This is a genomic window from Pedobacter psychrodurus (genome assembly GCF_004331735.1).
Taxonomy (GTDB): Bacteria; Bacteroidota; Bacteroidia; order Sphingobacteriales; family Sphingobacteriaceae; genus Pedobacter; species Pedobacter psychrodurus.
The window spans coordinates 1-17493 of record NZ_SJSO01000007.1; the positions used below are offsets into that span (position 1 = coordinate 1).

Below are 17493 nucleotides of genomic sequence, written 5' to 3' on the forward strand. Positions count from 1 at the left end.
TTTCGATGACAACAAGAGCGTTTTGGTTGAAAGTTGTTTTGTGGGATTTGAGCCATTTCTCAAATAGCTTTATCCCTGCTGCTGTGTTGTCAAACCGTGAGGTTTCTATCCCTTGTTTTACATGGTTAACTACAGCCATTAACGAAACATCGAAGTAGGGTTTTGAAACATCAATCCCAATAAAAAAAATTGTAGAGACAATCATCCTGTTATTTTTTATGTTTGTAATAGTTACCTAATTTTTACCCCATCGATCCTAGTCCTTGATAATGGGTATTGCCCTAATTGTTATCTGGTCACTAAGGGAAAAAACGGTAGCGGATTGCATCATGCTATAGGTATAAAAACCTTGACGAAATATTAATGTGCCGCTACCGCTTTAGGTAATCTGATAATTAAGCTAAGTAAAATAAATATTAGATTTTCTTAAATAATATATCAAAACAAATCTAAAGGACGATCGCCTTAGGCAAAGGAGCTAAAATAATCCAGTCAGAGAAAGATGTGTCCACACGATAGGATTCATCGGGACGGACTTGTAATGGAAAGCGGGACTGAAGTTGCTAAGAACACTGAACTGCTCATTTCCCAATCACTATAAATATTAAGCTTATATTTGGGGTGCAGGGCCTGTATAAGTAAATAAATGTGTTCCCGTTTTGCGCTTATACGCTTCGCTTCGTCGTGCCTCCTCGCTGCAGGGCAACGCTGCAACGGTGGCTAGGTGGCCAAAATAGTTTTTCATTTTTGGGGTTGCGGGGGTGTAAACCTTTGTTTCTAAACCTGACAGCAGCGGCAGCTCCCGATTTTTCATCGGGACTATAGCGAATGGCAGGACTGCAAACCGCCAAGCACACAGAACTGCTCATTTCCAATCACAATAAAATAGATAGTTTATATAGGTTGCAATGCTTTCGGTTGGCAATTTACTGTTAACTGGAAACCAATAACTGAAAACCGACCTAAAGTTCTTTTCTTAACCTTGCTACCGGAATATTCATCTGCTCCCGATATTTCGCAACGGTTCTTCTGGCAATGTTATAACCTCTTTCTTTTAAAATTTCGGTTAATTTTTCATCAGCCAGAGGTTTGCGTTTATCTTCGTTGCCAATACAGTCTTCCAATATTTTTTTAACTTCCTTATTCGAAACTTCTTCACCGTTTTCGGTTTGAATAGCCTCTGAGAAGAAAGATTTTAACAAGAAAGTGCCAAATTCGGTTTGTACATATTTAGAGTTTGCCACCCTCGATACGGTTGAAATATCCATATCGATTTTATCTGCAATATCTTTTAAGATCATCGGACGCATTTTTCGCTCATCGGACGTTAAAAAATATTCATATTGATAGTGCATAATGGCATTCATGGTTTTTAACAAAGTTTGTTGCCTTTGTTTAATCGCATCTATAAACCATCGAGCAGAATCTAATTTTTGTTTCACAAACTGAACGGCCTCTTTCAGCTTTTTATCTTTTGATGAAGCTTTGTCGTAATGCTCGAACATCTCCTGATAAGATCTGCTTACCTTTAATTCAGGGGCATTTTTCGAATTTAGTGTCAAAATCAATACACCATCATTATTACTGATATGGAAATCAGGAATAATCTGCATTTGTTTGGTGGTAACCTGATTGGCATCGCCTGGTTTCGGGTTTAAACGCAAAATTTCGTTTACAACCTCTTTAAGCTCTTCACTATCTAAACCTAAACTTTTTTCTAGTTTGTCGTAATGTTTACGTGTAAACTCATCCAAATAGTTTTCTACAACATTCATTGCTTTAACTATAATCGGATTATTCGGGTCTTTCCTTTTTAACTGGATCAATAAACATTCTTTCAGGTCTCTAGCACCAATACCGGGAGGGTCAAAGCCTTGGATCAGTTTTAACATGTCCAATACATCATCTTCCTCAACCATAACATTCTGTGAAAAAGCAAGGTCATCGATCATGGAGCCCAACGGACGGCGTAAATAACCATCATCATCTAAACTGCCGATAATCTGTTTTCCAATAATAAAATCCTGATCTGATAGGGGGATAAGGTCTAATTGCTCTTGTAAACTTTCAAAAAAAGTACTTTCAATGGCAATTGGTGTTTCCTTTTTCTCCTCATCGTCATCACCATTATTGTAATTGGTACTATAATCATTGGTAGAATCGTCTTGTAAATAATCATCTACATTAAATTCATCCATGCTGGTATCTTCTGATGATTGTTCGTAATCTTCAGGTCCATCATTTAAATCATCATATTCGCTCTTTGGCTCATCCTGAGTCATTAAGCTTGGGTCTTCAAGTGCCGGGTTTTCTTCAAGTTCTTCTTTTACACGGGTATCTAAAGCAACCGTTGGCACCTGCAACAGTTTGATAAACTGTATTTGTTGTGGTGATAACTTTTGTAATAATTTTTGTTGTAAGTGTTGCTTTAGCATAGTAAATATAAAAGAATGGGGCAAAAATAAACAATAGATTTCAGATATTCTGCTGATTTGACCTAAATGCTATCGATATGTTTGGTTTTAAAATTATTTCATAAAGATTTGTATTGAATTTAATCTTTGCTACTTTAGTGAGTAAATAAACTAAAACTTAATAAAATATGGGCTTTGTAAAGGAATTTAAAGAATTTGCTATTAAAGGGAATGCTTTCGATTTGGCAGTCGGAGTAATTATAGGTGGGGCTTTTGGTAAAATTGTTACCAGTGTAATCGACGATTTAGTGATGCCTATTATAGCTGCAATGGTTGGTAAGCCAGATTTTAGTAGCATTTATTTTGCAATGGGAAAAGGTGCTGAACTGATTCCACAGGGCGCTTCACTGGCAGATGCTAAAAAGGCCGCTCCAGATGCCTCTATATTTGCTTATGGTAATTTTATTACAGTGGCCATTAATTTCTTATTGTTGGCTTTAATTGTTTTTATGATGGTTAAAGCAATTAATAGAATGAAGAAGAAAGAAGAAGCTGTAGCGGTTGCTGCTCCTGTAGTACCAACGGCAGAAGAAACACTTTTAACAGAAATCAGAGATTTGTTAAAAACAAAAGCATAATATTAAAAAAGCCGTTCCGATGTAAAATTGGTGCGGCTTTTTAGTTCTAATAACTTCTTTTTACGCTTGGATCGGTTATGATGATGTAATCGCCTAGTTTTTTAAATTGCTGCCAATCCGGATTCGTAAAGCTTTCATCAGAAAATGATGAAATGTTCAGGATTTTTAATTTCGGATTTGCTTGTGCCAGTTTTGCCAATGTTCCCAGTTTTTCATCACTGTGGAAACGTCCATTAAGCTGAAAAACCTTAACGCCTCTGTTTGCCTTAACAAATTTATGTATAGACCATGCCATGGTAGCATCCCATAAATTTTGTGTCTGGTAAATCTTCATCGAGCCCATGCTGTGACCACCCAAAGTTGCTGTGAATTTTTCATAATATCTACCCTGAGCAGTATCAATAGGCAAGGGTGGTAAAAAATTGAATGATGTTTTTGGGAAATTTTCTAAAACTTTAAGTCCTCCAGCGGTAACGGCATTGCTATAACGGGTTGCAGCATTTGCCGCAATAACCTTTAAACTGTTTTGTTTGGCGTACTCTATTAAAGGTTTGTAATCTTTGTAATTTCCCCAGGCTCTACCTTCTTTAATAAAGTTCTTTTCTGAGATTAAGCCTGCTAAGTATTCATCTACTTCAGGTTGTACATCGGTATGGAACATTTCTAAAGATAGTGCCGTTTTTAACGGATATTTTGAATGGAGTTTTTTAAAAAGTTCCGCTTCCAGATAATGACCTATAGAATCGTTATGGTCTTCACCAAAAAATAAAACATCCGCTTGCTCCATATCAGCAACAATATCGTCTATTGAGATAGATTTCTGTTTTTTTACATCATAAATCTTGTAATGGTTACTTATTTCCTGTGCGTATAAGCCAGTAGAAATAGTAAGAGCTAACATTAATAGGAGAAATTTCATGCCATCAAAATAACAAAATAATTTTCACCGATAAAATAACGGCACTCACCGCCTTTTACCAAGTTCTTGCAAGTTAGGTATATTATGACCGGTTGCTTATTAATACTTTTGGGTATTAAACATGAACACAAATGGAAAATATTAATAATAACGATAACAACCAGCTTAAAAACTCAGGAAGGGTTTGGAGCGGTTTCATCATAGTCATCATCGGATTTGCATTTCTATTAAACAATATGGGACTAAATATTCCGAGATGGATATTCAGCTGGTCTAATTTTTTAATTGTACTTGGAGTATTTATCGGCGTTCGTCGTAACTTTAAAGGAATAGCCTGGCTTATCCTGATTTTGATCGGTGCTTACAATACATTGGATAATATACCGGGACTGGATCTCGATCTCTCTAAATATGCTTTAGGTATAGGTTTAGTAATTGTTGGTGGCTTTTTAATCTTTAGACCAAAAGATACAGGATTTTTAGGAAAGAAATTGAAGAATAAAGATAAGAACAAAGCCGATTTTGATTTTGACGCAGCTGATGATAAGAAGACCGCAAATAATAATGATGTTATTGAGGTAGTGGCCGTTTTTGGGGGCAGTAACCAAACCGTTTACTCTAAAAACTTTCAAGGAGGCGAAATTACTGCGGTATTTGGAGGGGCAGATATTGTAATGACTCAGGCTGATTTTCCTGAAACAGCATCGCTTGATGTAACAGCGGTTTTTGGAGGAATTAAATTAATTGTACCACAAAACTGGGCAATAAAATCGAACGTAACGGCATTATTTGGTAGCGTAGAAGATAAAAGATCACATGTGATGCCAGTAGCAGAGATGAAAAAAACATTGATTTTAGATGGGACGGCTTTATTTGGAGGGATCGAAATTAAAAGTTTCTAAACATTTATTATAAAACATCGCCTATGAAATGGTTCGCAGTAAATTGTATCTATCAGGTAATTTGTGGTGAAGGAAAACATACACCCCAGTTTAATGAACAAACGCGTTTAATCCAGGCAGATGGGATTTTGCAGGCTTTAAACAAAGCTAAATTGAATGCTGTATATTATAACCCTTCTTTTAATAATTGTAACGGCGATAAAGTAGTATGGAAGTTTATAGGTGTAGGCGGAATATCGGCAGTGGAAGAACTTGCTGATGGTGTAGAAGTAAGTTCTAAAATTGTTGAGCCCAAATCGGTTACACAATACCTGGAGAAGCTAGCGCACCGCAATAAATCATTAACTAATCAAAACCATTTTGACAACTAGACCTTTATCCGTTCCGCAAATACAGAAAATATCGTTTACCATTGCAATCGTGTGGACTGTATTGTGTGGTGCCGGATTGCATTATGTAGTTAATTTTTCTTGGTGGATATCAATAACCGATAGCTTAACCAATAACTTTTTGTTGGCTTTGGCTTGCATTGGTATTAGTAACATGCTTGGGTATTACCAGCCAAAAAATGAGCGGATACTGTACGTACTGATCATCACGCTTGCGCTTACTTTTGTGATTATTTTTGCATCAAAATATGTTGTGCTCTATATTTTTTCTGATTATAAGGAATATAAAGATTTTTACAATTTCTCTTTTGCCTTCAGGGGCTTAATTTCTTTTATGTGTTTAGCCTGGTGTGCTTTAGCTAATATTTTATGGTATAGATTAGAAGAACAATCAGAAACACACGAAAGGCTATCGGCAGCCAAAAGTTTAGCAAAAGAAGCTGAGTTGAATAAATTAAGACACCAATTACAACCACATTTTCTTTTCAATAGCTTAAACTCAGTGTTTGCATTAACCATGGTTAATCCGAAAGAAGCGGGGGTAATGATTATGAAACTAGCTTCTTTTCTTCGTGGAACCTTAAAACGTGATGACGAATTGTGGGTTTCAGTAGAAGAAGAAATGGAATACATTCAATTGTATCTCGATATTGAAAAGGTAAGGTTTAGCCATAGGTTAAACATTGAGGTTAATGTAGCTGAAGATACTTTGAAGCTTTGTTTACCAGGTACCTTGTTGCAGCCTATTGTTGAAAATGCCATTAAATTCGGACTTTATAATACTTCAGCAGGCATTACGATTAAGGTAGATGTTACTGTTGAATATAACATTTTGCAGTTACGTGTACAAAATCCATTCGATCCCGAAATGAAGGCCGCCGGAGGAACTGGTTTTGGTTTAAGTGCCATTAAACGCAGGCTATATCTGTTATTTGCGAATACTCATCTTTTACAAACCGATATTGAGGCAAATAATTTATATATTACCACCCTAAAAATTCCACAAAAAAATGATCAGAACAATACTAATTGACGATGAGCCTTTAGCAAGAGATATTGTAAAATATTACCTTTCAGATCATGCAGAAATAGAGATTGTAGCAGAATGTGGTGATGGGTTCGAAGGTTTGAAAGCCATTACCTTGCATAAGCCCGATTTAATTTTTCTGGATATACAGATGCCTAAAATTAGCGGTTTCGAAATGCTCGAGCTGGTTGAAGATAAACCTGCAGTAATTTTTACCACAGCTTTTGATGAATATGCCATTAAAGCTTTTGAGGTTAATGCGGTAGATTATCTGCTTAAACCGATTGATAAATCGCGCTTCGATGCAGCCATTAAAAAATTACCAGGCAAATTAAACCAAACCGAAAATACAGAGGCTGTTTTGGATGCAGCTGCTTTAAGTCCGGCCCAAAATAATAGGGTAGTGGTTAAAAAAGACGGCGTAATTAAAATTATTCCCATTTTCGATATCAACTATTTAGAGGCCGATGATGATTACGTGAAATTAAGTACCATTGATGGTGCTTTCTATAAGAATAAAACCATGGCTTATTTCGAACAAACGCTCGATGCGAGCCAGTTTATCCGTATACACAGGTCCTACATCATTAATCTGGCCCAGGTAACTAAAATAGAGCTAAAAGAGAAAGATAGCTACGTAGTATTGTTAAAATCTGATATTTGGTTACCAGTAAGCAAAACAGGTTATGTGAAACTGAAGGCGGCGCTAGGTTTGTAATCTGTTTTGGATCTATCGGTCGGTGTCTCACCGACCGAAATAAAAAGGGTGGCAAAAAGGATTTTCACTACAATCAGGTTTGTTTACGGATGCCGCTACTACTATTGATGGTTTGCGCCTTTCTAGCGACAAAGAGCAAATGTAATTTGTTAAACAATGATATTTAGGGTACTTACTGGCCTCGTCCCATCAGGACGGATCCTAGGTAGAAAGAAAGTTTTTTTCGTTCCGTCGGAACGTTTGGTGAAACAATAAACGCATAAATAGATATTTATAAATACCCATAAGGCAACTTTTTCAAAAGAATTATTACATTTGCATTTAAATAGAAAAAATAATAATTAATCACTCTTGCATTTGTAGAGAAATCGCTTTATATTTGCACCTCTTAATTTTACAATAGATAATATACAGTCATGAAAAGAACATACCAACCTTCGCAAAGAAAGAGAAGAAACAAACACGGCTTCCGCGAAAGAATGGCAACAGCTAACGGCAGACGAGTATTAGCATCACGTCGTGCTAAAGGAAGAAAAAGATTAACAGTTTCTGACGAACGCAAGCATAAAGCATAATTTTTGATTGCTTTTCCGTTAATTCGGGATCGGCAGATCAAAATCTGCAGTTATCAATCAAAAATATATGTACACATTCAGGAAAGAAGAACGGTTATGCAGCAGGAAACATTTAGACCTGTTGTTTAAAAACGGTTCTTCTTTTTTATTATACCCCTTTCGGATTTCTTATCTTTTTGTCGATCAACCGGCTGATGTACAAGCGCAGGTGGTCATCAACGTTCCTAAAAAAAGATATAAACGGGCAGTAGATCGCAATCTGCTCAAGCGCCGCATACGCGAAGCTTATCGCCTCAATAAACAAGATAAATTATACATGCCTTTACCTACTGATAGGGGATTGCTTTTGATTTCCATTCAATTTGTAGGTAAAGAAAAATATGATTTTGTTTTTATCGAGAAAAAACTGATTGCTACTTTTAAGCGCTTTCAAAATTTAATCCAGCCCAATGAAATTCATCAATAAAATTTTCGGGTGGTTTTTTTTAGGCCTAATTAAAGTGTATCAATACGCCATTTCGCCAATGCTGGGTGCAAATTGTAGGTTTACGCCAACCTGCTCGCAATATGGGATAGAAGCCATTAGAAAGCACGGCCCATTTAAAGGTGGTTGGCTGGCACTGAAACGTATTGGCAGCTGTCATCCATGGGGCAAACATGGACATGATCCTGTTCCGTAGAAGAGTTCATTTGTTCACTGATCATTGGTTTATTTGTGATTAATTCATAGCCACATTCATCGTTGCGAAGCAATCTCCTCCAATTAATTTATTTGTTAACCTTAATATCATTTGGAAAGTATTAAGGTAAAGGTCCTTCGACTACGCTCAGGATGACACATCACAAAAGGTAATTTGGCTCCAAACGCTAAACTAAATTAACTTCGGACCTCTGACTTCCGACTACATCCATTTTTATTTATCTTTGCACAATGGCTAAAATACTTCAAATAGAAACAGCTACGGCAATTTGTTCTGTAGCACTATCTATCAATGGCGAAACGATTTCATTTAAAGAAGAAAAAGGACAAAACTTACATGCAGCAAATTTAACCTTGTTCATTGATGAAGTGCTTAAAACTGCGGGGTTGAGCTACCAAGAGTTAGATGCCATTGCCGTAAGTAAAGGGCCAGGATCTTATACAGGATTAAGGATTGGTGTTTCTACAGCTAAAGGTCTCTGTTATGCATTAGATAAACCTTTAATTGCCATCGAAACCTTAGAAATGATGGCTGCCGGTTACTTAACAGAAAATCCTGAATATTCTGGTTTAATCTGCCCAATGATTGATGCCCGTAGGATGGAAGTTTATACCTCAATTTTCGATCATTCATTAAATATAATCGTTCCTACCGAAGCAAAAATTATTGACGAGGCAAGTTTCACTGATTATCTTACACAACAACCAATTATCTTTTTAGGTGATGGCGCTGCCAAGTGCGCTGAAGTTTTAACACATCAAAATGCAAAATTTGATGCGTCCAATTTCAATTCTGCAACATACATGTCGCGATTAGCGAATGAAGCTTTCACTAAAACTAATTTTGAAGATGTGGCCTATTTCGAACCTTTTTACCTGAAAGATTTTGTAGTTACACAATCTAAAAAGCAACAGGCACAAGGTTAAGTCGGTTACTTTCTTTTAAAAACCGAAAATAAACTTTTAAAGAAACTTCCACCTTCGTTATCATTTATGCCTGGTATTACGTCGGCAAATTGCGGATGGTTCACCACACTGCCGAATTTAATGCCCACGCCCATATAAAAAGAAGCTCCATTTGGGCCGTTGCCTACAGTAGCATCATTTTTAATCATCCCCAGCGTTTGGAAACTGGTAGCTACCAAATTATCGGTGCCCATAAACAATTCGAAATTAGGGGTTTGGTATTTTGCCTGCAATCCAAGCATAAAAACACCATTCAAATTGTACAATGGAGTAATACTTCCTGAAAAATCGTTGGCAATAAAAGTGTTTACAAAAGCAATATCTCCACCTTTGTAAAACAGGTTTTTCGAAACAGCTAGGCCTGGTTTGTAAAAACCATATCGCTTAGATAGGTAAACATCAAGTTTGGCGTTGGTAGGAGCTAAAAACTTCTTACTCTGTTCCGAAAGGAGGAAAATGTCTTTAATTTCCTGGTTGGTATTAGATTGATTATTTTCTATATTCTCAATAATTTTCGATTGATCTATCATCGTACGCTGCGTATTACTTCGCCACCAAATAAAACCTAAATCTTTAATATTGGCCATTAAGAAAAGGCCTTTTTTAGTAGTGTAATTGGCTCCAAAGCTTAATGATAACCCAGGGTTTTTAAAGTTGGGAAAGAAGTTTTTCTTATCTACCTCATTAAAATCAGAAAAATTGCTAGAGTAAGTTCCCTTCAGGCCAATTAACAAGGCATCAGCTTCTGGGTCGATATATAAGAAGGAATTGGAAACATCTAATTTGTTATAAAGTATTCCACTCAATACACTGGCTTTTAAACCAAATGCAAGGCGCTTGTTCCAGTTTTCGCGGTAGGTAAAACTAAATTGGTGATACGTTTGCTCGTAACCTTTTGTATCGAATATTCCGGTATATTGTTGGTTGGGGCTAAACCTTTCGAACGAATCAAAAATAGCAAGGGTTTCATTTGTGTATTCGATATTGGCATCCGACCTTATCTGCCAAGAAAACCCCATTTCTTTTTGATATTTGTAAGATTTGAAAAGCCTGAACGCAGCTACATAGATATTGCTGTTTTCGAAAAAATGATTAACTTCTCCAGTGCCGATCGGTAAACTTCTTGTATCAAAAACACCCTCTTGCGTTAGTTTTCTAATGGCAAACTTAGAGCTTCCCTTATTAATTGCATTTGTTCCAAAGTAGGGCAGGAAGAAATTTGAAGAGAATTTTCGGGATGAATCGAGCGTGAAAGATTTTTGAGATGGGTTTTCGAAGGCGTCAAACATCGTTTTGGTGCCGAAAAGTGCATATTGTTGCGCATTTGCAACCCCGAAGCTGGCTAGTGCCAGTAACGCAAGTAAAAGTTTCTTCATGTAAAATAGTTTTTCTGGGCTTGTTTCCTTATTAACGGTTACTTAACGAATCTGGTATTTCTGGCTTTAAATATTTGTTTAAAAGCAAGTTAGTGATGAACTTGTTTTTGTCTGCACTCATCTGGTAATAAAAAGTATCGAAACTTTTTAAACCGCTATCGGCCCTCAAATGTTTGTAAAATGGGAGCTGAATATTGTTCCTGAAAATATCTGCCGAATTTTTGGTGTTGATGTAATAACTCACATTCGAGGTGGTCGAAATCTGGTTCACCGCATCTACATATTGTGGCGTTTGTATTAAAAGCCTGTTGTTTTTATAATCATTTAGAAATGATTGCACCGTGCTTGCGTTATTGGCCGCAACTAAATTATTATCTACAATGGCATAATAAGGCCTCGCAAATTTTTTAAAGGGTTCACCGAAATAGCTGTATAGAATATCAGATGATTTAAAGAGCTTAATGTCTTCATTGTAATCTGTACTTACATCAAGCAATAACTGTTTTACTTTTTCCCCATTTGATAATGAAATTGCACCTAGTTTTTCGCTAGTGCTTAACTGAAAAAGAATAAATTGATTCTTCGTGTAAGTCGTAAATATCGAATTTAAATCTATTCTGTATTCGTCTTTTACTTTTTTTATTACCGCATTGGTTTTTGAAAGTGTTTTCGTCTGTTCCTGCCAACTATTAAGCTTTTTAAGCCATTTGCCATAATCATCATAAGCATAAAGTGTATAGTTTGCTGTATTATCTGGCAGGATATTTTGTATGGATGTATTTTGTGCAGCTGTGTTTTCGAATAGTTTAAGGTAATTATGCTGGTCTTTTAACTCTGTATTGCCGCTGAAAAGGATTTTTTCTCTACTGAAATTATAATTAAGTACGGCAAAACTGTTCTGTTTATTAAAAATTGCAATTTCTCCATTAATGTTGCCCGCAATAATATTTTTGAGCAGTAACGGCGCCTGGTTAAAATTGATATAAACATGGGTGAGTACATTTTTAATTTGCCGGTTATTCTCCTTAATGTATTCAGTAAAGGGATTTTCCGTTAAACGTACATTGGCATCATTAATAAGTTTAAGAGATGTTGAAGCCGTTAATACCTGGCCATGAATGCTTAAATAAACCGATAAGCTATCATTTAGCTTTACCGTATACAGGTCTTTAGCAGTTTCGCTGATCGCTTTTTTAAGTTTTAACTGTTCATAGAATTTTTTGATGTCATTATCACGTTGTATTTGTAAGGTGATCAAGAAGTTCAGGGTTTTATTCGAATCGGGTAATACACTGATGTAAACTTGCTGATCTTTCAGGTATCTGTTTAGCAGATTATCGTCGATAATGCTTGTTTTCAGCTGTTTTAAGATGCTCATTTTATCCTTTCCCAAAACCTGCTGGATAAGTTGCTGCCCCTCAATAATATCGTAAAAACCTTTGTCGTTCTGAAAAGAAAACACCAAAGCTGCGTTATTGGTTGCCGATTGCAGCGCCAGGTCTTTCGCATCATTATCTATACCCAATTTTGAAAAATAGAGGTAAGCCATAAAGGCTACACCTAAAAATAATGCACTTGTTAGAATTACGATTTTTTTCATCTGCTGTGCAACAAATTTAATTTATTACATTGATTAGTGAGAAGTTCTTTGTCAATTTATTAATTTAGCGATTGCTACTAGCAAATAACTATGAATAAACGAATAATCCTTACTGCTTCTTTTTTTGGTGCTGTTGCTGTTTTGCTGGGCGCATTTGGTGCTCATGGTTTAAAAGCCTTAATTGATGGACCATCATTAGAAATTTGGCAAAAGGGTGTTGATTATCAGTTCTATCATACATTTGCGCTGTTGTATCTTTCTACCTTTGCCCGTTATCGGAACAAGCTCATTAATATCGCTTATTTTTGCTTCACGTTTGGGATTATCCTCTTTTCAGGGTCATTATATTTATTGGCTACCCGAAGCATATCGCATTTAGGATTTACTGAATTTATTGGCCCAATAACGCCAATTGGTGGGCTTTTATTTGTATTGGGATGGATAATGCTCTTTTTTGCGGCATTTAAAGATAAATAATGAATACTTTCGAAAGTGATATTTTTGCAGAAAGAGAAACACTTTTTGTTGAAGTTATTTTGCCATTATCTTTGGCGAAAAACTATACTTATCGTGTACCTTTTGATTTAAACGACCAGATTGCCGTTGGAAAACGGGTAGTGGTGCAATTTGGAAAACATAAAATTTATACGGCTTTAATTAGTAAAATTAGCACCTTACCGCCAACAGTTTATGAGGCCAAATATATTATCGATGTAGTAGATACTGAGCCTGTAATCACACCTACCCAGCTCAAATTTTGGAGCTGGATGACCAATTATTACATGTGCAACGAAGGCGATGTAATGGCAGCTGCCTTACCAGCAAGTTTAAAGCTGGCCAGCGAAACGATCTTGATCCTTCGCGAAGATTACCATGAAGATACCGAACTTACCGATAAGGAAGAAATCATTATCAATGCACTGAAACAGCAACATAAACTTACCGTTAATGATGTTTCTAAGCTACTTGGACAGAAAACCGTATATCCGATCATCAATCATTTGTTGGATAAAGAACTGGTTCTGGTGGCAGAAGAGGTGGTGCAGAAATATAAACCTTTGCTTAAATCGTTTGTCATATTAAACGATTTTTATAGCGATGAAGAAAATCTGAAACAGCTTTTTAATGTTTTGGATAGAGCTCCTAAACAATTAGACGCTTTATTGGCTTACCTGAAATTACAAAAATCTAATCTGCCGATTGCTAAAGAACAGCTTTTAGAAGAAAGCAATTGTGGACCAGCAGCGCTAAAAGCCTTAACCGACAAAGATATTTTTGTAGTAATGAAAAGGCCGGTTAGCCGTTTGGCCGCGCACGATGAGGAATTCAGTGTAAATTTCGAACTGAACGAAGGTCAGCAGAAAGCATTAGGTCAGATTAACCAATATTTTGAAGAGAAGGAGGTCGTTTTGCTACATGGCGTCACCGCATCCGGAAAAACACAGGTGTATATTAAGCTGATTGAAAAGATTATCCAGCATACAGATGGACAGGTTTTGTTCCTGTTACCCGAAATTGCCTTGACAACCCAGATTGTAGAACGGATTAAGCGCTATTTTGGTAATTCAATTGGTGTATACCACTCTAAATTTAACAACAGCGAACGGGTAGAAATTTGGAATAAAGTACGGACAGGTGCTTATAAAGTAATTCTTGGTGCCCGTTCAGCAGTTTTTCTTCCTTTTGAACACCTAAAATTGATTGTGGTTGATGAGGAACACGAACCGTCTTACAAACAATACGATCCGGCACCACGCTATCAGGCAAGGGATGCAGCCATTTATCTTGGTTATCTGCATCAGGCTAAAGTTGTTTTAGGATCAGCTACGCCATCCTTAGAGAGTTATTATAATGCCTTACAGGGTAAATATGGACTTGTAGAGATGAAAGAGCGTTTCGGCGGGGTTCAGCTTCCTAATCAGCAGGTGGTAAGTATTTCGGAAGAAACGAAGAAGAAAACGATGAGTTCGTATTTTTCGAGCGTGTTGATCAAAGATATCGATCTGGCCCTTTCTAAAAAAGAGCAGATTGTCTTATTCCAGAATAGGAGGGGCTATGCCACCATTCTGATCTGTGCAACCTGTGGTTATACCCCGAAATGTGTAAATTGCGATGTAAGTTTAACCTATCATAAAAGTAGTGGTAAATTACATTGTCATTATTGTGGCTATCAACAAAGTAGCGTAAATATCTGTCCGGCTTGTGGTTCGGTGCATGTGGAGCAAAAAGGATTTGGTACTGAGCGGATTGAAGAAGAACTCAGGTTACTTTATCCTGAAGTTACCATCGCCAGATTGGACATGGATAGTACAAGGACAAAAAATGGGCTGCAACAAATCTTAAACGACTTTCAAGAAAAGAAAACTGATATTTTAATTGGCACACAGATGGTGGCCAAAGGATTGGATTTCGATAACCTTAATCTTATTGGTGTAATTAATGCCGATACACTTTTAGGTTACCCCGATTTCCGCGCCTACGAAAGAAGTTTCCAGCTGCTGGCACAAGTGGCAGGTAGGGCAGGTAGGAGGGCCGATCAGGGGAATGTTTGTATTCAGACTTACGATGCTGAAAACCGCATTATTAAACAGGTAGTAAACAACGATTATGAAGGAATGTACAACGACGAAATTGTTGAACGTGAGAAATTTCTTTATCCGCCGTTTTCGCGAATGATATTTTTGTACATCAAACATAAAGATTCACATGTTCTGGATCATGCTGCATTTGCTTTGGCCAATATCCTTAAAGGAAAATTTGGTAAACGTGTTTTGGGCCCAGAACAACCATTGGTAAGCAGAGTGCGGAACCTTTACATTAAACAGATCATTATCAAAGCCGATAAGCATACTGCCATTCAAAAAGTTAAAGATGCACTACGGGAAACCTTAACCCAATTTAATGCCACCAAAGAATTTAAAGGTGTTTTTACACAAATAGATGTAGATCCGTATTAATTACTAATTTAAGTTTTGATTTAGTGTTACTTACGGTAATGTGGATTTCTTTATCTTGTATCACCGTTTAAGAAACGCTAATTTTGAAGCTCATGGCGTATAAATTTGTTGATAATTACCGAGAACGTGGAGCGAGAAAAAAACTGGTTGAGTTGTTAAAATCTCGCGGGATTGAAGATGAAAATGTGTTAACAGCCATAGGTAAAGTTCCACGGCATTTCTTTTTTGATGAAACTTTTTGGAACCAATCTTACAAAGATATTGCTTTTCCAATAGGTGATGGGCAAACTATATCCCAACCTTACACTGTTGCCTACCAAAGTGAACTGCTGCACATTAAAAAAGGAGATAAAGTACTCGAGATCGGAACTGGTTCAGGCTATCAAACCTGTATTTTAATGGAACTGGGCGCAACAGTTTTTACGATAGAAAGACAAGAAAACATTTACAATAGAACCATTCAGATTTTACCCGGAATGGGCTACCGACCTACTTTTTATTGTGGCGATGGCTCGAAAGGAATTGCTGCCCATGCCCCCTACGACAAAATAATCGTGACTGCTGGCGCTCCTTTGGTTCCAGAAATCTTATTAAAACAATTAAAAATAGGTGGCATTCTGGTTATCCCGGTGGGAGATGAAAAAACCCAGAAAATGGTTACCGTTATACGTGTAAGTGAAACAGACTACGAAAAAATTGTGTTGGATACCTTTAGGTTTGTGCCATTAGTTGGCGACCAAGCATGGTAATTCTAGTCTTGAGTCCAAAGTCGTGAGTCTTTAGTCGATTTGGACTCAGGACTAAAGACTCCAGACTGAAGACTAATCTATCTCTTCATCGCTCTATCCAACTCACGTTTGGTATCTCTATCCTTAATGCTATCGCGTTTGTCGAATTCTTTTTTACCTTGAGCCAAAGCAATTTCTATTTTAGCGAAACCTCTTTCGTTGATGAAAATACGTAAAGGAACAATGGTATAACCTTTTTCTTCGCCTTTAAGCTTTAATTTTCTAATTTCTTTTTTCTGCAGTAATAAGGCACGGTCGCGTTTAATATCGTGATGATAGAAAGAGCTGTGCGTATATTCAGAAACATGAAGGTTGCGCACATACAGGTTTCCCCCAATAAACATGCAAAATGCATCGGTCATGTTGGCTTTACCTTGCCTGATTGCTTTTATTTCAGTTCCTAAAAGTGCAATCCCTGCTACGTATTTATCTAAAAGATTGTAGTCGAAATATGCTCTTTTATTCTTTATGTTGATGTCGTTTTTCAAAATTTTAATAAAGTATGTGATGTTATAATGCCAAGCAAATACGCAAAATATAAATGCTGGGTTGCAAATATCCTAAAAATTGATGTGATAATTTAGTTTTAATTTTTAATTGTAGAGATAAAGAAGTCAAGTTTTATAGCGATTTGGCTATTCAAACTTGACTTCTTTGATATTTGGAAATGTATGGACGAGGCATTTGGCATCTTCAGCCCCGCTTTTGCTGCAACAAAAGCAGAAAAAGCTTTTGGTTTTCGCGTCAATCAGGTTTAAGAACAATGTTTAGCGCCTTGGAAACAGACTGCTGTCGGGGCTGTGGCTGCCATAGAAAACTGGCTTTCATTTCCAAAATATGATCATTTTACTGAAATTTTGAAAGGTATTATTCCATATCTATGATAGACGCCCCTAACGATTAAAATGCTCATTGATTTGTAAAAGCTAAGGATATATTATTATGTTCGTATTTATTCGTTTAAGTTTGGACTTTAAATATCAAAAATGAAATTCAGGAACCTACTTTTAATCTTATTGTTAGCCGTTACTTTTCAGGTAGAAGCACAGCAACCTACTTTATTGCCACAATTCACCTTTTACAAACTGGATGGAAAACCATTTTCAAATAATGATATTAAACAAGGAAAAAAGAACCTAATTATCTTATTTGATTGTACCTGTGATCATTGTCAGAGGGAAAGTAAAAACCTGAATACAAATTACGCCAAGTTTAAGGACGTTAACATTTACATGATCACCATGGATGAGGCTTACATTATTCCACAGTTTTTCAATTCGTATGCCAAAGGTTTAAATGCCAAGCCCAATGTAATGGTATTGCAGGATAAGAAACGCATGTTTATTCCAACCTTTTTGCCAAAGCAATACCCATCCATGTACCTATATTCTTCAACTGGTAAATTGCTCATGTACCAATCGGGAGATGGGGGCATAAAAAAGCTGATGACCGTGGTAAGTAAATAAATTAGCTTTTTTAGCCACAGATCTGCACAGATTAACACTGATTTTTATCTGTGCTAAT

19 protein-coding genes are annotated in these 17493 nt (G+C 36.6%); 13 read left to right on the top strand and 6 right to left on the bottom strand.

Features of this window, described 5'->3' with window-relative positions; translation table 11 throughout:
- Together EZ456_RS25320 and rpoN are read right to left on the bottom strand one after the other, a co-directional pair.
- The coding region (locus EZ456_RS25320) for a hypothetical protein (RefSeq protein WP_394343141.1) at positions 1 to 205 on the bottom strand (205 nt) is incomplete at its 3' end.
- A gap of 757 nt (positions 206 to 962) precedes the next feature.
- Positions 963 to 2435 carry an RNA polymerase factor sigma-54 gene (gene rpoN, locus EZ456_RS10065; protein WP_131529759.1) on the bottom strand — a complete coding sequence of 491 codons (1473 nt, stop codon included), beginning with the start codon at positions 2433 to 2435 and terminating at the stop codon, positions 963 to 965.
- 167 nt (positions 2436 to 2602) lie between these two features.
- On the opposite strand from rpoN, the gene mscL reads away from it, so the two are divergent.
- Positions 2603 to 3052 carry a large conductance mechanosensitive channel protein MscL gene (gene mscL / locus EZ456_RS10070; RefSeq protein ID WP_131529761.1) on the top strand — a complete coding sequence of 150 codons (450 nt, stop codon included), beginning with the start codon at positions 2603 to 2605 and terminating at the stop codon, positions 3050 to 3052.
- Between the two features lie 46 nt (positions 3053 to 3098).
- Here the strand turns inward: mscL and EZ456_RS10075 are convergent, their stop codons facing one another.
- Positions 3099 to 3971 carry a ChaN family lipoprotein gene (locus EZ456_RS10075; RefSeq protein ID WP_131529763.1) on the bottom strand — a complete coding sequence of 291 codons (873 nt, stop codon included), beginning with the start codon at positions 3969 to 3971 and terminating at the stop codon, positions 3099 to 3101.
- Positions 3972 to 4102: 131 nt separating this feature from the next.
- Here EZ456_RS10075 and EZ456_RS10080 point away from each other — a divergent pair, with 131 nt between their 5' ends.
- The 8 genes from EZ456_RS10080 to tsaB all read left to right on the top strand — a co-directional run bounded on the left by EZ456_RS10080 (position 4103) and on the right by tsaB (position 9209).
- Entirely contained in the window at positions 4103 to 4873 is a 771-nt protein-coding gene (locus tag EZ456_RS10080) for a LiaF transmembrane domain-containing protein (protein ID WP_131529765.1), read from the top strand.
- A 23-nt stretch (positions 4874 to 4896) separates the two neighbouring features.
- Positions 4897 to 5244, top strand: a complete 348-nt coding sequence (locus EZ456_RS10085) for a DUF4288 domain-containing protein (protein WP_131529768.1) — start codon at positions 4897 to 4899, stop codon at positions 5242 to 5244.
- Positions 5234 to 6295: a sensor histidine kinase gene (locus EZ456_RS10090; protein WP_225876514.1), complete on the top strand. Its 1062-nt coding sequence runs from the start codon at positions 5234 to 5236 to the stop codon at positions 6293 to 6295. Before EZ456_RS10085 ends, EZ456_RS10090 begins: the two co-directional genes overlap by 11 nt.
- Complete coding sequence (locus tag EZ456_RS10095) at positions 6273 to 7007, top strand: LytR/AlgR family response regulator transcription factor (RefSeq protein WP_131529769.1); 735 nt, start codon at positions 6273 to 6275, stop codon at positions 7005 to 7007. The genes EZ456_RS10090 and EZ456_RS10095 overlap by 23 nt, the downstream gene beginning before the upstream one ends.
- Before the next feature lie 416 nt (positions 7008 to 7423).
- On the top strand, positions 7424 to 7582 hold the full coding sequence (gene rpmH / locus EZ456_RS10100; RefSeq protein WP_010601723.1) for a 50S ribosomal protein L34: 159 nt from the start codon (positions 7424 to 7426) through the stop codon (positions 7580 to 7582).
- A gap of 67 nt (positions 7583 to 7649) precedes the next feature.
- Positions 7650 to 8048: a ribonuclease P protein component gene (locus EZ456_RS10105; protein WP_131529771.1), complete on the top strand. Its 399-nt coding sequence runs from the start codon at positions 7650 to 7652 to the stop codon at positions 8046 to 8048.
- Positions 8032 to 8262, top strand: a complete 231-nt coding sequence (yidD, locus tag EZ456_RS10110; protein ID WP_131529773.1) for a membrane protein insertion efficiency factor YidD — start codon at positions 8032 to 8034, stop codon at positions 8260 to 8262. Before EZ456_RS10105 ends, yidD begins: the two co-directional genes overlap by 17 nt.
- A 251-nt stretch (positions 8263 to 8513) precedes the next feature.
- Positions 8514 to 9209, top strand: coding sequence for a tRNA (adenosine(37)-N6)-threonylcarbamoyltransferase complex dimerization subunit type 1 TsaB (gene tsaB / locus EZ456_RS10115; RefSeq protein WP_131529775.1), 696 nt, complete (start codon positions 8514 to 8516; stop codon positions 9207 to 9209).
- A gap of 5 nt (positions 9210 to 9214) precedes the next feature.
- Here the strand turns inward: tsaB and EZ456_RS10120 are convergent, their stop codons facing one another.
- Positions 9215 to 10624: a DUF5723 family protein gene (locus EZ456_RS10120; protein WP_131529777.1), complete on the bottom strand. Its 1410-nt coding sequence runs from the start codon at positions 10622 to 10624 to the stop codon at positions 9215 to 9217.
- Between the two features lie 31 nt (positions 10625 to 10655).
- Positions 10656 to 12224, bottom strand: a complete 1569-nt coding sequence (locus tag EZ456_RS10125) for a hypothetical protein (RefSeq protein ID WP_131529779.1) — start codon at positions 12222 to 12224, stop codon at positions 10656 to 10658.
- 90 nt (positions 12225 to 12314) lie between these two features.
- Between EZ456_RS10125 and EZ456_RS10130 the strand changes: the two genes are divergently transcribed.
- The 3 genes from EZ456_RS10130 (at position 12315) to EZ456_RS10140 (ending at position 15930) form a co-directional block, all read left to right on the top strand.
- On the top strand, positions 12315 to 12701 hold the full coding sequence (locus tag EZ456_RS10130; RefSeq protein WP_029279875.1) for a DUF423 domain-containing protein: 387 nt from the start codon (positions 12315 to 12317) through the stop codon (positions 12699 to 12701).
- Entirely contained in the window at positions 12701 to 15181 is a 2481-nt protein-coding gene (gene priA, locus EZ456_RS10135; protein ID WP_131529781.1) for a replication restart helicase PriA, read from the top strand. The genes EZ456_RS10130 and priA overlap by 1 nt, the downstream gene beginning before the upstream one ends.
- A gap of 92 nt (positions 15182 to 15273) precedes the next feature.
- Entirely contained in the window at positions 15274 to 15930 is a 657-nt protein-coding gene (locus tag EZ456_RS10140) for a protein-L-isoaspartate(D-aspartate) O-methyltransferase (protein WP_131529783.1), read from the top strand.
- 77 nt (positions 15931 to 16007) lie between these two features.
- On the opposite strand, the gene smpB is transcribed toward EZ456_RS10140, so the two are convergent.
- Positions 16008 to 16457, bottom strand: coding sequence for an SsrA-binding protein (gene smpB, locus EZ456_RS10145; RefSeq protein WP_029279869.1), 450 nt, complete (start codon positions 16455 to 16457; stop codon positions 16008 to 16010).
- Between the two features lie 498 nt (positions 16458 to 16955).
- Here smpB and EZ456_RS10150 point away from each other — a divergent pair, with 498 nt between their 5' ends.
- A complete protein-coding gene (locus EZ456_RS10150; RefSeq protein ID WP_131529785.1) occupies positions 16956 to 17435 on the top strand; it encodes a TlpA family protein disulfide reductase in 480 nt (159 codons plus the stop codon).
- Positions 17436 to 17493: the final 58 nt, after the last annotated feature.